Below are 15567 nucleotides of genomic sequence, written 5' to 3'. Positions count from 1 at the left end.
AAATAATTCGTGTATTTTTCTATTTTTACACATTTTATACGAAAGGCTGGTTCCAAATAAATTACACATGGAGGCATGAGTTCATTATCCTAGAATATAGATATAATTTTTTTAAAATTGAGAAAATGAAACGGATGTAATATAATGGAGGGTGTAAAGTCGAAATAAGGGGGAGTATGTGACATGAAATTGGAAGCGTTGCCAGCGGTAATGGGAGATTTTAACCTTCAGAATTATGAAGAAACGTACAAGCAGTTTGACTGGTCGGAAACGGAAAAAGTATTCTCATGGTCTGAAACGGGCAAGGTGAACCTTGCTTATGAAGCAATCGACCGCCATGCAGAATCTCACCGAAAGAATAAAATCGCTTTGTATTACAGGGACGCAGGGCGAAATGAAAAGTATACGTTCAAAGAGATGAAAGAGCTTTCAAATAAAGCCGGAAATGTACTGAAGTCTTATGGAAACGTGGAAAAGGGCGATCGTGTTTTCATATTCATGCCCCGCTCTCCGGAGCTGTATTTTGCCCTTTTGGGTGCTGTCAAATTGGGTGCGATCGTAGGTCCGCTTTTCGAAGCGTTCATGGAAGGCGCGGTTAAGGACCGGCTAGAAGACAGTGAAGCAAAAGTGCTGATTACAACTCCTGATTTATTATCCCGGGTGCCTGTAGGGGACCTTCCCGCTCTAAAGCATATTTTCCTTATCGGCGAAAATATCGAAGAAGATACGATGTACTTCGACTTCAATAAAAGACTGAAGGAAGCAGATAAGAAACTGCCGGTTGAATGGGTGGATAGGGGCGACGGCTTGATCCTGCATTATACATCAGGTTCCACAGGAAAGCCAAAAGGAGTCCTTCACGTACATAATGCAATGATCCAGCACTATCAAACAGCCAAATGGGTACTCGATCTTAAAGACGATGATGTATACTGGTGTACGGCTGATCCGGGCTGGGTAACGGGAACTTCTTACGGAATATTCGGGCCGTGGCTCACTGGAACTTCCAATGTGGTTGTGGGGGGCCGTTTCAAGCCCGAATCATGGTACCAAACAATTGAGGATTTCGGTGTTACGGTATGGTATAGTGCGCCTACTGCTTTCCGGATGCTGATGGGAGCCGGGGATGAAATCGTAAAAGGCTTCGATTTAAGCACGCTGCGCCATATCCTAAGCGTGGGGGAACCATTAAACCCTGAAGTAGTACGCTGGGGCATGAAAGTATTCCAGCTTCGCATCCATGATACATGGTGGATGACTGAAACAGGGGCACAGGTGATCTGCAACTATCCGTCCATGGAAATCAAGCCCGGTTCAATGGGGAAACCGATCCCGGGTGTAAAGGCTGCTATCGTCGATGACCAGGGGAATGAGCTGCCGCCATACAGAATGGGGAATCTTGCCGTTAAAAAAGGCTGGCCGTCCATGATGAATCAAATCTGGAATAACCCGCAAAAATATGAATCTTACTTCATGCCAGGTGACTGGTATGTTTCCGGGGATTCCGCATATATGGACGAAGATGGCTATTTCTGGTTCCAGGGCCGTGTTGATGATGTAATTATGACCGCCGGCGAACGTGTTGGCCCGTTTGAGGTGGAAAGCAAGCTTGTGGAACATCCAGCTATTGCTGAAGCAGGGGTTATCGGGAAGCCTGACCCGGTCCGCGGAGAGATCATTAAAGCATTCATCGCGCTCCGTGACGGCTATGAGCCAAGCGATAAACTCATCGAAGAAATTCGCCAGTTTGTGAAGCAGGGTCTTGCTGCACACGCGGCACCGCGTGAAATTGAATTCCGGGATAAACTGCCTAAAACCCGCAGCGGAAAAATCATGCGCCGTGTCTTGAAGGCCTGGGAACTTGATCTGCCAACAGGCGATTTATCAACGATGGAAGATTGATTTAGAACTGGATAAACCAAAAGAAAACCAAACCCTTAGCGGTTTGGTTTTCTTTTGGCGTCTTCGTAAGGATGATACAAAGTTCATTTTCGTGCGAAAGTGTATCTGCGCCTATGTCCCAGTCTTTACAGGCTTTCCAAACGGAGGGTTTTCTAGCTCTTTTTCGGCTTCCTATGGTTAGGAGCGATGTCCAGGCCTGTTTTTTTGTTACCCGAAGCTGTTCCTTTACGGGATACAACATTGGAAGGGGACGACTCATTTCCTTCAATGTCAACCGCAGTCACATAAAAGGAACCTCGCCCGCTGCCAAATGATAAGTTTCCTCCCGCCTTTACGATTCCCGCTTTTTTCCCATTGCTGTATATCCTGTAGCCAATTACATCTCCTTCCGGATGCGGATCCCAAATGAGTGTTCTTCCCTGCATTCTGGCCGTTGGAGGGCTTGGAACCTTTCCATTATCCTTCAATACTTCGCTACTTGCTATCGGGCTGACTCCGGATTTATCATTAATAGGTAAAGATCCAGGGTCAATAATATACTTGCCGCCGATCTGTTCAAAATTGTTTGGATTCACGATAAAGCCGGTGCTTGTAAACTCGGCAGGGGTGGAAGGAAGTGCAGCATATCTTTTGTTGCCAATCCTGACGAACAGTCCGCCACCGGTAAAACTCTCATCCGTTCTGCTCGGCATATATTTTGCGATAAAGAGGTCTGTCTTTACCAGCCCTGCTGATGAGCATGACTCGGATGGCAACAGCCCTGAAGCAGCGCAATAAGAACGCCTTACGATTCCCCCCGGCATTTCGAATCTCTTCTTCGGTGCGATTAATTTTGGCTGGATATTGTACGTTTCATTCATCAATTTAGCCCATAAATAAATATTCCGTTTGCTATATGAAATCCCTTGGTATGTTTGCTCCAGGGACTTTGGAGTATCATAGCCGATCCAGGTCCCGAAGGTTACATTTGGATTGGAGGCAACGAACCAGGCATCCCAAAGATTCTGGGTAGTCCCTGTCTTTCCTGCCCAATCCGCGGAAAATGACAGCTGGCTTCTTAATGATGCTGCGGTTCCGCTCGAAATGACATCTCTCATCATGTCAAGAGTCAGATATGAAGTTTGAGGTGTAAAGACGTTGACGGGATTGGATTTATGCTTATAGATTACCTTTCCGTCTTTTGCCAAGATTTTCTCAATCATATAGGCGTCAACGAACTTGCCGTCATTTGCGAATGTAGCAAACGCGTTAACATTTTCCTCCACCGTGACGCCTTTTTGCATGCCGCCAAGCGACATTGACAGGCTGTTGTAATCCTGTGGCATAAGACTTGAAAAACCCATCTTTTCAAGGTATTTAACCGGCTGTTGATTTTTGATATCCGCGTAAAATAATGCTGCCGGAATGTTATACGATTTGGCAAGTGCCTCCCGGGCAGTTGCCAACCCTGTATAACTTCCGCCTCCTGAGTTAGTTGGACGCCATCCTGTCGCGGAACCGTCATTCATGCTGATTGGTACATTAGCTTTGACCGAACCGGGCGCCAACTTGCCAAGCTCGATGCCCGGCCCATAAACAAGCAGGGGCTTCATCGTAGAACCGTTTTGCCTTAGCGCTTTGGTTGCATGGTTGGTAGCCTCCCGGTTATGGTCGCGCCCGCCGACAAAGCTGATGATTCTCCCTGTTTTGTTCGCGATTAGCATAGCACCCGTTTCGACAGGTTCCATTACGGTTTTCTTTTGTCCCGTTTCACTGTCTTTGACTTGCTCGGGTTTTGGACTTCCGTAATACTGATAATCCTTTACAGCTTCCTCCATTCGGTCATAAATTTTTTTATCGATCGTTGAATAGATTTTATAGCCGTTTTGGTGCAAATTCCTGTCCGCCAGTTTTAAATATTGCTCCTGGAGATCTTTGTCTGCTTTTAGGTCGCGTTCTTCATAACCTGCTTCTTTAGCAAGGATTTTTGAAAGGATGTCAATCGAACGCTTTTCAATCTCAAATGTAACCCATGGATACTTTTCGGCCGGGGAAGGTTTATTCCCAATAAAATCTTTTTTTATGTCATAATTCAAAGCGTGTTGATATTCTGTTTCGGAAATATAATTTCCGTCTTTCATCCGTTTTAGGACAGTTTTCATCCTGGACAAACCGGGTTCCAGATTATCCTTGATGGTCCCCTGCTGTGTATAAGGCGTATAGCCGAAAGGACTTTGCGGCAATCCGGCAATAAATGCTGACTGTGGGATGTTCAGATCTTTGGCGCTTTTGCCGAAAATGCCTTCTGCAGCCGCTTGCACACCGGCAATGTTTCGGCCTGAGGAATTCCTTCCGAATGTCGATACATTCAGATAGGTTTGCAATATTTCATCCTTTTCAAAAAACTTTTCCACTCTAAGCGCAAGCAGAATTTCTTTTGCTTTTCTCTCAAAGGAAACCTCATTCGTGAGGATTTGGTTTTTTATAAGCTGCTGGGTGAGCGTGCTCCCTCCTGACTGCAAGGCGGAATTCGTCAATTCCTGGAATATCGCCCGCATGATGGCTTTCGGCACGACACCGTCATGTTCATAAAAATATTCATCTTCGGTGGCGATTACCGCGTTAGAAAGATGTTTTGATATATGGTCGAGAGTGATTTCTTCCCGCTCAAGGTCTGTTTTAAGCTTGCCGAGGTATACATTATTCGCAAAGTAAATTTCCGAAGTCTCTTCATAATTGTATATATCCTTCCTCAATTCGCTTTTGGTGCGGATTGGTTCATCCTTCACCATGGCAGCGAAATAGCCGGCCCCGACTCCACCGGCAAAAGAAAGGCCCAGGATAATCAAAACTATGGATAAAAGAAATAAGTTCCATATAACGCCATATGTAATCCGGGAATACCTTCCTGTTTTTTTGTCACGAAGAAATTCCGTGATACGCTTCCAATGTGACGGCAGCTGACCATTTGGATTGTTTGTCATCGTTTCATCCCCCCGAAATCACCTACATTATAGCATATAACCTTATTATATAAGTTACCTCGCCAACATTTCAGGGTCTTAAGCGGCCAAGTTGACATTCGTTTTAATATATGGTAAAAATTCATTATTATTAAAAACTCAATTTTACAAGTGGCTATGATAGGATCCAGTAGTGGCTTCATCCCTGTTCCAGAGAGCCGGTGGTTGGTGCAAACCGGTACAAATGGAGAAACGAATTACTTCCTTGAGCATTTGCTGTGAACATAAGGCGCTCCCTGGTGTTTTAAGTAGCAGCAAACGGCAGCGACCGTTATCGTGTAAAGCGGAGGATGGAAAGATGTGTCCTCAAGTTGGGTGGTACCGCGAATTTTTTCGTCCCTTCAAGAGATTGAAGGGGCGTTTTTAATTGTCCGGATTATTGAATATATAGGAGGAGAGTCTAATGCAATTGTTGAAGGATCTTGAATGGAGAGGCGTTATTTACCAGCAGACGGATGAAGAAGGGCTGGAAAGCCTGTTAGATAACAATAAAATTTCACTTTACTGCGGGATGGATCCCACTGCAGATAGTATGCACATCGGACATTTACTGCCGTTTCTTACCCTTCGCCGTTTTCAGCAGCATGGCCACAGGCCGATTGTGCTGGTAGGGGGAGCGACAGGCCTAATCGGCGATCCAAGCGGAAAGAAAGAAGAACGTAAACTGCAAACGATCGAAACAGTGGAACACAATGTTAAGGGGCTGAAAGCGCAGCTGGAAAGCATTTTTGATTTCGGAGGGGAAAACGGGGCTGTCATGGTCAATAATTATGACTGGACAAGATCCATCGACATCATCACCTTCTTGCGAGACTATGGCAAACATATCGGGATCAACTACATGCTTGCTAAAGATACGATCGCATCCCGATTGGAAACGGGTATTTCATTCACCGAGTTTACGTACACAATCCTCCAGGCAATGGATTTTAATTACTTATACCAGAACCTGGATTGCAAGCTGCAGATTGGCGGAAGCGACCAGTGGGGGAATATCACAACAGGCTTGGATTTGATCAGAAAAATGAACGACGAGGGAGCCAAAGCTTTTGGCTTGACGATTCCTCTTGTTACAAAGGCTGACGGCACGAAATTCGGAAAGTCAGAGAGCGGCACCGTGTGGCTTGATCCTGAAAAAACAACACCTTATGAGTTCTATCAATTCTGGATCAACACAGCCGATGCAGATGTTGTCAAATACCTGAAATATTTCACATTCCTTTCCCATGAAGAAATTGATGCCCTTGCACAATCCGTCGAAACGGAGCCTCATCTTAGAAAAGCACAGAAGGCGCTGGCGGAAGAAATGACGCGTTTGATTCACGGAGAGGAAGCGTTGGAGCAAGCGATCAAAATTACAGCTGCCTTGTTCAGCGGGGATGTAAAAAACTTGACTGCCGAAGAAATAAAGGTCGGTTTTAAAGATGTGCCAAGCTTCGAACGGAGCAGCAAAGAAGCCACAGGGCTTGTTGACCTTCTGGTGGAGGCGAAAATTTCGCCTTCAAAGCGCCAAGCCCGCGAAGATATCCAGAGCGGTGCCATTTCTTTAAATGGAGACAAAGTGACAGAGCTTGACTACCAGGTTTCCGGGAATGACATGATCGAAGGCGAATTCATGCTGATCCGCAGGGGAAAAAAGAAGTATACATTAATTAAGTAGTAATGGAACAAGCCGGCTCTTAAGAGCCGGCTTGTTTAATAGGCGAGGGATTTAGCTTAAATCCAAGGAATAACCGCCGCTTAATTCCCGTGCAATTTCGCTTAATCCATAGAAATCTTTGCTTAATTCACTCTCAAAAAAGCAAAAACCCTCATCCGAAGACGAGGGTTCTCATTATTAACGAGAGTAGAATTCAACGATAAGAGCTTCGTTGATTTCAGCAGGCAATTCAGAGCGTTCTGGTAAACGTGTGAATGTACCTACTAATTGATCAGCGTCAAAAGTCAAGTAATCCGGAACGAAGTTGTTTACTTCGATAGACTCTTTAATTGTGTCGAGGTTGCGTGACTTTTCACGAACGCTGATTGTTTGGCCAGGAGATACTCTGTAAGATGGAATATCAACGCGTTGTCCATCAACAGTGATATGTCCGTGGTTTACGAGTTGGCGTGCTGCACGGCGAGTGCGGGCAAGGCCAAGACGGTAAACAACGTTATCAAGGCGTGATTCAAGAAGAACCATGAAGTTTTCACCGTGTTTACCTTGAAGTTTTCCGGCTCTATCAAATAAAGTACGGAATTGGCGCTCATTGACACCATACATGTGGCGAAGTTTTTGCTTCTCCTGTAATTGCATTCCGTATTCGGAAATCTTTTTACGTTGGTTTGGACCATGTTGTCCAGGAGCGTAAGGACGCTTTTCTAATTCTTTACCAGTGCCGGTTAAGGAAATTCCAAGACGACGGGATAATTTCCAGCTTGGGCCAGTATAACGAGCCATGAATGACTCCTCCTTCAAATGTTTTTATTTGGGTAAAATAAAAACCGTTTGTGAATACGATCATGCCCATTTTGTTTTCATGCACCTTCGCCCTAGCAGCAGAGGGTTACGCGATACACCTCTATTAAATGAGGAACAAAATGAAACATAAAGGCTGCACAATAGGCTGCAATATTTTACACAAAGAGTATTATATATTTTTTATGCCATTTATGTCAAGGAGATTTAAGAATCCGGCATAGCGACATATTTGATTCTAATATGAAAAAATTTACATTTGATACGAAATATACATAAGTTTTTAAAGAATTTTTGGTGTTCAAGGTTTATAATGGAAATGAAGAGCGCTATGAAAATTAATTTGTTGATATAAGTTTCATGAAGATTTTCACTTTACATATTATAGGGCTTGGGACTTTTGGCGCTAATCACATAACTGAAGGTTCTATTATATAAATGCCCGCTCTTAAATAAAGGCAACAGCTTATAGGGATGATAGAGATGGAACACAAAAAAACTCAATTGCTATATGATTTAAGGACTATTTTTTTTGAAAATATGGATTTGGTGAACGGGAATATCCAATATGGGCAGTTTGTCCTTACCATGCTTGGAGAAATAAAACGCTCGCTTGCATTGAAGGAAGTGACTTTGTTAAAACGCGATGACTGGAAACAGCATGTATTCATAGAAGCATCTACGGAAAGCGGATTGGACAATCACATCCTTAATTTTGAAAAGTTATATACGGATATGGAACGTGCGGCCGGAAAAAGTTACTTTTATAACGACCATCCTTTTCCCGAGTTACAGGAGTATCAGGCCATTTTGCCGTTAAAAGAAAAAGCGGGGATTACGGGCCTGGTCGCTGTTAAGGAAGAAACCGCGGGATCCCTGTCAGGAATCGGCCCGGAAGCAGTCGAACTCCTGGCGCGGGAATGCACCACGCTTCTTGAAACCGCCTTTAATCTCAATAAAGTCGTGCTCGAAGAAAAAAGGTACAAACAATTATTCAAGGTAACAGAGAAATTTCACTCTTCGATGAGCATGGACGCTGTGCTGGAAGAAATCATAAAAACGCTAATGGAAGTTTACCCATCCTTCATTTATTACCTGATGCTGTCCCATGACAACAACAATCATGAAAATCTGCCGATAAAGGACCTGGAATACGACAGTGAAAATGCTGCGGCTATGCAGGCATTTGTAACTGGTACAGTGCAATTTGAGGATTCGGTACCCGCGAAAAGGTCTGTCCTTTATGCCCCGCTTAAAGGAAAACAGGGGGTATATGGTGTCCTTCAAGTGATAACGCCTAATTCACTTGTGTTTCCTGAAAATGAAGTAGAGTTTATCTCCCTGCTTGCAAATACCGCTGGGAGCGCACTTGAGAATGCCCAGCTCTATCAACAGTCCAAAAAGCTTATTTCTGATCTCCAGCTTATCAATGAGACATCGCACCGATTAAATTCAAATCTTCGCTTAAGCGAAACGATGAGTTATATGAGGGAACAAATCGTTAAATCGTTCAATGCAAGTGAGATTGGCTTTATTTTTCTTCTCCCGAACGGTGAAGTAAAACCTTTGACAGGGAGTTCCGCCTTTTTCCAGACGAAAGAAGCGGAACAGTATATCCGCTACTCAAAGAAGAAAATCGATATCGATAAGGAATCCTTGTTTATCGGTGATTTAACGCTTCAGAAAATGGATGGAAAGATGAGATTTCGCTCATTAATGGCGGTTCCGATGATTCAAAGCAATTCCATGAGAGGTTTTGCTGTTGTGCTTCAAGAAGAGCCTTACTATTTTTCTTTTGAAATGTTTAAATTGCTCCAGTCCCTCATTCACCATTCCAGCCTGGCCCTGGCTAATTCCATGCTCCGGGAGGAACTTGAGAAGATGGTCATTACGGATCATTTGACTGGATTGTATTCGCGCAGCTATCTTGATGAAAAGATTCTTCAGTCAATGGACGACGATGAAGAAGGAACGTTTATCTTGATTGATATCGATGATTTCAAGAAGGTAAATGATACGTACGGCCACCAGGTAGGCGACGAGATATTGGTCCAGGTTGCCGATCTTATCCATGGTAACATCCGGGAGTCCGATATTGGGGCAAGATGGGGCGGGGAGGAACTGGCCATCTACTTGCCAAGGCTGTCCCTTCAAGTAGGTGTGAGCATTGCCCAGCGGCTATTGGAAAAAGTCAGCGAGCTTTCCAATCCAAAAGTAACGATATCCTGCGGGGTGTCTTATTGGAAAAAGGACCGAACTGATGATGCCAAGGCATTGTTCAAACGGGCCGATGAGGCCTTATATCTCGCCAAGAATACCGGAAAGAATAGAGTAGAAGTACTAAATTAATATAGCTGGCTATATATTAAAAGCACATGCGCCCTTTTACGTCGACTAACATTTGCAACCTCCTAAGGAAAACATCAACGCTAACACAAGAAATGCTGCCAGGAAACTACTCGACAGCCAAAAAACTTTGTTTTTTTTGTTGCATCTTCGAAATTTTCCTTCGTGCGGTGAAACGTTCCCGAAGTTTTTTTCTTGCTCTTTAAAAGTTCGGCGGATCCAAAAATGCAAGAGGATCCGCCGGGCTTTTTTAGGTAAACGCTGCTATTTTCATAAGTTCATCAGCTCGCCAAAGTGACGCATGCGCTTTGTTAAATGTGCTTTGCGAGAATGCCGGCGAATCTTTCAAGCATTGTTTGATCCGTTTCATCAAACCGGTTCTTGATCGGGCTGTCAATATCCAGCACGCCAATCAATTCACCATTTTTGATGATCGGTACCACAATCTCGGATTGTGAAGCTGCGTCACAGGCGATATGGCCGGGAAATAAATGGACGTCTTCAACACGCAACGTTTTTCTTTCCAAAGCGGAAGTGCCGCAAACGCCCTTGCCAAACGGAATTCTTACACAGGCAGGCAATCCCTGGAAGGGACCCAGAACCAATTCGTCCCCTGCCGTCAAATAAAAACCGACCCAGTTAACTTGATCCAAAAATTGATTTAGCAGGGAGGATGCATTGCTCAAGTTGGCAATCCTGTCCGTTTCATCCTCTATTAAAGCAGCAAGCTGTTTCAGGACAAGCTCGTAATTCTTTTCTTTTGTTCCTTTATACAATTCGACATTAAACATGAACAACCACCTTACTTCCACTAATAATTACAGCTATCCCCATCATTTCAGCGAATCTTAAAGAACATGTCGAGAAGTTGATGGAGGATAATCATTTTAAATACAGAATTAAAACCAACAACAGCAACTCACCAAAAAGCGAGGGGATATCTTGTGAATCGTCGGACTGATACTAAAGAAGCCATTTTGGATGCAGCGCTTTATTGGTTTCACCTAAAGGGCTACCATGCCACTTCCATCCGGGATATTGCCGGAAAAGCCAAGGTTAACACCGCGAATATCGCCTATTATTTCAAAAACAAACAAGGTTTGCTGGAATATTGCTTTATTACTTACTTTGAAGAGTATATCGATATTCTAAGCAACAATGCAGAGGCCATGCATAAAAAAGGTGCTGCGGCCTGCCTAATGGACATGGTAACAGATATCCTCAGCTTCCAGCAAAAGAATTTCCTGGCATCCAGTTTCATAAACGGTGAATTTGCATTGGACTCAAGCCTCAACAGGGAATTCCTCTCGACTTATTTAACGAAAGAGAAATTTTTCTTTCAACAGGTTTTGGAAACCGGAATGGCCGGGAAAGAGTTCGTGGTTATTTCCGTCCCTATTTTCATCCTCCAGCTTAAAGGCCTGCTCACAGCCCCTGTCAGCCATTCACAGTATTCAAGAGAAGTTCTTTATATGATGCCTCAGGACACGTATTATAACGACAAGTACACGGAACAGGTTTGCCGTTTCCTGCAATCCACACTTTTTATATCCCAGGATTTGATGAGCCGGCAGAAACATCAGCTGTTGCTTTTATAAATCGGGACGTGCAGGCATTAAGGAGGCTGACTGGCTTAAAGCTTGGAACCCCTGCCCTAAGTCTTTTGCCTGGTGGGCATCCGATCCATATACTAATGGGATGCCGAGTTTGGCGGCATAGCGGATGAATCTCTCGGGAGGGTAAGGCTCGCCGCACAGCGGTTTTGCCACGCCTGCTCCATTGTAATCCAGTGCATAATTTTTCTGTTGCATGATATCAAGCAACCTGAATACCTGCCTGTCAAAATTTGAGGCAGCCGGGAATAGCCGCTGAAATTTATGTACCAGCGTAATATGCCCCATTCTTGAGGGCTTGTAAGCCCCTAAATCGGCATTCAAAGATTTTTCCACAGTAGAATAATATTTTTCGTAAATACTGTCGACTGAACCAAGCTGCTTTGAAATGCTGCCGAACATCTCAGAACTGAAATCAAGACAATGCCAGTTATCCCCATCCTTGATGAAGTGTACAGACAGGATACTGTCATCAAGCCGGGGCCCTACTTTGTCCAGTAATTCTTTCGTTTGTTCCTCATATCCCTCAATAAAGTCAACCTCGAGACCAACATTGATTTTTATTTTGCCTTTGTAAGTTTTCTTCAATGAACCTATTTGACCAAGATATTCAGGAAGATGGGCGGGATCCATGCCGCTGTCCTTTTCAGGAGTCGGATCACTAAACTCTTCCGGCAAGGGGGCATGCTCAGTGAAAGATAATTGTTCTATCCCTAACCGTATTGCTTCCTCAATATATTCCTCAAAACGATCCAGTGTCCCGTGCGGGCAAAACGGGCTATGGACATGGCCATCATATTTCAAACGGAAATCCTCCCTGCTTATCCATATTTCTACAAAAAAATTCAATTTTCTAGTCAAAAATTATTGTTAACATGGTATCATAAAAGCATTGAATTGGACATTTAATTGATGAAAATAGAGGAAAGATTTGTTTTGGCTTAGATTAGGGGGCTTATGATGGCATACATATTTGGTATTATCATAGTTATATTGGCTTTTTTCATATGGGGCTATTTTTTCAAGAAAAAATATTTTGCTGAAATTGACCGGCTGGAGGCGTGGAAAATCGATATTATGAACCGGCCGGTCCTGGACGAACTATCTAAGGTGAAACAGCTTAACATGACTGGTGAAACGGAAGAAATGTTCGAAAAATGGCGCAAAGAATGGGACGAGATCATTACAGTCCACATGCCTGATGTGGAAGAGCTTTTGTTCGATGCGGAAGAATATATCGATAAGTATCGTTTTTCAAAGTCGAAAGAAGTTCAGAGGAACATAACTTCTAAGCTAAAAGAAATCGAAGAAACCATCCAAAATATCCTTTCAGAGTTGAATGAGCTTGTAGGCAGTGAAGAAAATAACAGGCTTGAAATTGAAGAATTGAAGGATTTATACCGTTCCTTGAAGAAATCGCTGCTTGCTCACCGTCATAGCTACGGAAAAGCAGCTTCGATATTTGAGACGCGCCTGGATGATGTGCTGGAAATCCTTCAGCAGTACGATAGTGCCACGGAAAACGGAAACTACCTGAATGCACGGGAGCATGTGTTGTCGATTAAAGCCGGTTTGAAAAGCATAGAAGGCAAGATGGAAAGGATACCGCAGCTTTTGCTTGAGTGCCAGTCATCCCTTCCGGGACAGTTGGAAGAACTTAAGGAAGGCTACAAGGAAATGCTTGGCCAGGGATATACACTTGACCATATCCAGTTTGAAAAGGAAGTAAACAGGATTGAAAGGGAGCTCTCCGTATATGCGGAACATCTTGAAAAGGGAGAAATTGCCGAGGTTGAAGAAGGTGTGCAGGAGATTGCTGATGGCGTACATGTACTTTACGAGCTTCTGGAAAAAGAAGTATTTTCCAAACAATATATCCTGAAAAATCAAGAACTGCTAACGGAAGAGATCATGGGCCTTGAATATGAAAATGATAAACTAAAGGCGGAAACAGCGATCGTTCAGCATAGCTACCAATTAACGGAAAGTGAACTGGAAGCTCAGCGAAAGCTGGACAAACAGATTGCTCAGATCGCCAAACGCTATAGTCTTCTGCGGTTGAAGATGGAGGAAAATGAAGGATCCCATTCCTTTTTGAGCGAAGAGATGCAGGAAGTGGAGTCCCAGATAAAGGGGCTTAAAGAGGAACAAAAGCTTTTTTCCGGAAAACTGCAAGCTTTGCGTAAGGATGAAATGGAAGCGCGTGATACACTAAAAGACCTTAAAAAGAAGATGGCGGATACCAGCAGGTTAGTTGCCAAAAGCAATTTGCCTGGACTGCCTGAGGGATATAAGTCATATATTATGGAAGCAGGAGAAAGCCTTACGGATGTTCAAGCAAAACTTGAAGAAAAGCCGCTAGATATGGCATCTGTCCATCTTTATCTGGGAAAAGCAGTTTCTACCATAAATACGCTTCATGATCATACAAAGCAATTGATCGAGCAGATGTTCCTGGCAGAGAAGGTCATACAGTACGGCAACAGGTACCGTAGCCGTTATCCGCAGGTCGCAGAGGCGTTGGGGGAAGCGGAAGAAAAATTCAGGAATTTTGAGTATGAGGGAGCACTGGAGGTAGCTGCTTCGGTCATCGAGAGGGTCGATCCTGGAAGCTTGAAGAAAATAGAAGCTAATGTTGAGGAAGTTCTTTCTAAATAATATAACTAAGAGCCGCTCTCGGTTTGAACTGCACCTTAATTGTTAGAAACGATCTAGCAATTGGAGGTGCAGTTTTTTATGTGGGTAAGTATTTCTTATAAACCAAATTACAGGCTATTCAAGCCAAAATTATGACTCTGAGTCCATTAGAGCAACAGCACAAAGGTTTAATGTATAAAGATCCGTATTTCAAGGATGGATAGCTAATTTCCGGGAACAAGGTTGGCAGGCAACATATACAAATCAGCATCTAGATTCAATATCGGAATCATGCCAAGAAAACTGTTTGAAATCCATGTCCAACTTTTTGGGTTCAGATCACGGTCCGGGTCTCTTTTTAAAGCTTTTCTTTTACCGGTACTATCCTAAGCTTGCATGATACGGTGTATCCTAAAGTATGTTAATATTAGAAGTTGAGATTGGAGAAAAACCATAGAAGGTGACACGATGATCTATTTTGATAACAGTGCTACAACTAAACCATATCCGGAGGTAATTGAGTCCTTCGTTAAAGTATCTTCCGAATTTTTTGGGAATCCATCGTCATTGCATGGAATTGGTGCCCAAGCAGAGAAATTGCTGACAAAGGCCCGGAATCAAATCGCTGAGCTGTTAGACATCAGGGGTTCGGAAGTATATTTCACTTCAGGCGGGACAGAAGGCAATAATCTGGCCATAAAAGGGGCGGCCTTTGCGAATTCCGGAAAAGGGAAGCATATTATCACTACAGAGATTGAGCATGCGTCCGTTTTTGATGCATGTGATTATTTAAAGAATAACGGTTTTGATATAACATATCTGCCCGTGAACAGGAACGGAAAAATCCAATTGGCCGATTTAGTAAGGGCCATCAGGAAAGAGACCATATTAGTTTCTGCAATGCATGTGAATAACGAAACAGGAGCGATACAGCCGATTACGGAAATAGGAAAGCTCCTTTCTGCCTATCCTAATATCCTCTTTCATGTTGATCATGTACAAGGAGTGGGCAAGGTTCCTCTTGATATAAAGAAATCGGGCATCGACTTATGTACAATATCCGGGCATAAATTCCATGGGCTAAAAGGAAATGGTGTGTTATTCATCAAGGACGGCACCAACATTTCCCCCCTGTTTTCAGGCGGCAGCCAGGAGTCGAAGAAAAGGAGCGGAACGGAAAATGTCGCGGGAGCAGTTGCCCTCGCTAAAGCTTTGAGAATCACCATGGAAAACCAAAAGACGGGCCTGGAAAAATTGAAAGCCATCAGGCAGATGTTATGGGAAGGGCTTGAAGCTTTCGAAGGAATTGAAATCAACAGCCCGGTGGAAGGGGCACCGCATATCTTAAATTTTTCCATTCCCGGGCTAAAGTCGGAGGTTTTCGTTCATGCATTGGAGGAAGATGGTATTTTTGTTTCCACGACAAGCGCTTGTTCCTCCAAGAAAAAGTCACCAAGCCGAACGGTGATGGCGATGTTCGGCAACCTGGAAAGGGCGGAGAGTATCATAAGGATCAGCCTCTCTTATCAAAATGAACTTCAGGAAGCCAAAAGGGTTGTCAAAATGGTACGGAACACAGTAAATAATTTACAAAAAGTAATGAGGTAAA

General features: G+C 43.7%; 10 protein-coding genes and 1 other annotated feature. Of the genes, 6 read left to right on the top strand and 4 right to left on the bottom strand.

The annotated features are described in order from the left end of the window. Window positions 1-183: 183 nt before the first annotated feature. On the top strand, window positions 184-1902 hold the full coding sequence (gene acsA, locus D0466_RS01295; protein WP_117320763.1) for an acetate--CoA ligase: 1719 nt from the start codon (window positions 184-186) through the stop codon (window positions 1900-1902). A gap of 152 nt (window positions 1903-2054) precedes the next feature. Here the strand turns inward: acsA and D0466_RS01290 are convergent, their stop codons facing one another. Then, window positions 2055-4865 (bottom strand): transglycosylase domain-containing protein, encoded by a 2811-nt coding sequence (locus D0466_RS01290; protein ID WP_117320762.1) that lies wholly within the window; start codon window positions 4863-4865, stop codon window positions 2055-2057. Window positions 4866-5012: 147 nt separating this feature from the next. Next, window positions 5013-5248 (top strand) — a binding site (T-box leader). 59 nt (window positions 5249-5307) lie between these two features. Here D0466_RS01290 and tyrS point away from each other — a divergent pair. After that, window positions 5308-6564: a tyrosine--tRNA ligase gene (gene tyrS, locus D0466_RS01285; protein WP_117320761.1), complete on the top strand. Its 1257-nt coding sequence runs from the start codon at window positions 5308-5310 to the stop codon at window positions 6562-6564. Window positions 6565-6741: 177 nt separating this feature from the next. Here the strand turns inward: tyrS and rpsD are convergent, their stop codons facing one another. Continuing rightward, entirely contained in the window at window positions 6742-7344 is a 603-nt protein-coding gene (gene rpsD / locus D0466_RS01280) for a 30S ribosomal protein S4 (protein WP_117320760.1), read from the bottom strand. Window positions 7345-7845: 501 nt separating this feature from the next. On the opposite strand from rpsD, the gene D0466_RS01275 reads away from it, so the two are divergent. After that, the gene (locus D0466_RS01275; RefSeq protein WP_199484483.1) at window positions 7846-9711 is read left to right on the top strand and encodes a sensor domain-containing diguanylate cyclase; all 1866 of its coding nucleotides are present in this window, start codon (window positions 7846-7848) and stop codon (window positions 9709-9711) included. 308 nt (window positions 9712-10019) lie between these two features. Here the strand turns inward: D0466_RS01275 and D0466_RS01270 are convergent, their stop codons facing one another. Beyond that, complete coding sequence (locus D0466_RS01270; protein WP_117320759.1) at window positions 10020-10499, bottom strand: GAF domain-containing protein; 480 nt, start codon at window positions 10497-10499, stop codon at window positions 10020-10022. Window positions 10500-10652: 153 nt separating this feature from the next. On the opposite strand from D0466_RS01270, the gene refZ reads away from it, so the two are divergent. Next, window positions 10653-11306 (top strand): forespore capture DNA-binding protein RefZ, encoded by a 654-nt coding sequence (gene refZ / locus D0466_RS01265; RefSeq protein WP_158555774.1) that lies wholly within the window; start codon window positions 10653-10655, stop codon window positions 11304-11306. Here the strand turns inward: refZ and hisJ are convergent. Further along, entirely contained in the window at window positions 11301-12125 is an 825-nt protein-coding gene (gene hisJ / locus D0466_RS01260) for a histidinol-phosphatase HisJ (protein WP_117320757.1), read from the bottom strand. The two genes, refZ and hisJ, sit on opposite strands and share 6 nt — an antisense overlap. A 153-nt stretch (window positions 12126-12278) precedes the next feature. Here hisJ and ezrA point away from each other — a divergent pair, with 153 nt between their 5' ends. Together ezrA and D0466_RS01250 are read left to right on the top strand one after the other, a co-directional pair. After that, window positions 12279-13979 carry a septation ring formation regulator EzrA gene (gene ezrA / locus D0466_RS01255; protein WP_325048661.1) on the top strand — a complete coding sequence of 567 codons (1701 nt, stop codon included), beginning with the start codon at window positions 12279-12281 and terminating at the stop codon, window positions 13977-13979. A 447-nt stretch (window positions 13980-14426) separates the two neighbouring features. Beyond that, on the top strand, window positions 14427-15566 hold the full coding sequence (locus D0466_RS01250) for a cysteine desulfurase family protein (protein ID WP_117320755.1): 1140 nt from the start codon (window positions 14427-14429) through the stop codon (window positions 15564-15566). Window position 15567: the final 1 nt, after the last annotated feature.

It is taken from the genome of Peribacillus glennii, from assembly GCF_003429105.1.
Taxonomy (GTDB): Bacteria; Bacillota; Bacilli; order Bacillales; family DSM-1321; genus Peribacillus; species Peribacillus glennii.
The sequence above is the reverse complement of the archived record's forward strand: the minus strand, read 5'-3'. Positions and strand labels throughout refer to the sequence as shown.

Bases quoted from the DNA above. Each gene is read 5' to 3' on its own strand.
- D0466_RS01250 (WP_117320755.1), top strand. From the start codon at position 14,427: ATGATCTATTTTGATAACAGTGCTACAACTAAACCATATCCGGAGGTA.
- tyrS (WP_117320761.1), top strand. From the start codon at position 5,308: ATGCAATTGTTGAAGGATCTTGAATGGAGAGGCGTTATTTACCAGCAG.
- D0466_RS01290 (WP_117320762.1), bottom strand. From the start codon at position 4,865: ATGACAAACAATCCAAATGGTCAGCTGCCGTCACATTGGAAGCGTATC.
- rpsD (WP_117320760.1), bottom strand. From the start codon at position 7,344: ATGGCTCGTTATACTGGCCCAAGCTGGAAATTATCCCGTCGTCTTGGA.
- acsA (WP_117320763.1), top strand. From the start codon at position 184: ATGAAATTGGAAGCGTTGCCAGCGGTAATGGGAGATTTTAACCTTCAG.
- ezrA (WP_325048661.1), top strand. From the start codon at position 12,279: ATGATGGCATACATATTTGGTATTATCATAGTTATATTGGCTTTTTTC.
- D0466_RS01270 (WP_117320759.1), bottom strand. From the start codon at position 10,499: ATGTTTAATGTCGAATTGTATAAAGGAACAAAAGAAAAGAATTACGAG.
- D0466_RS01275 (WP_199484483.1), top strand. From the start codon at position 7,846: ATGGAACACAAAAAAACTCAATTGCTATATGATTTAAGGACTATTTTT.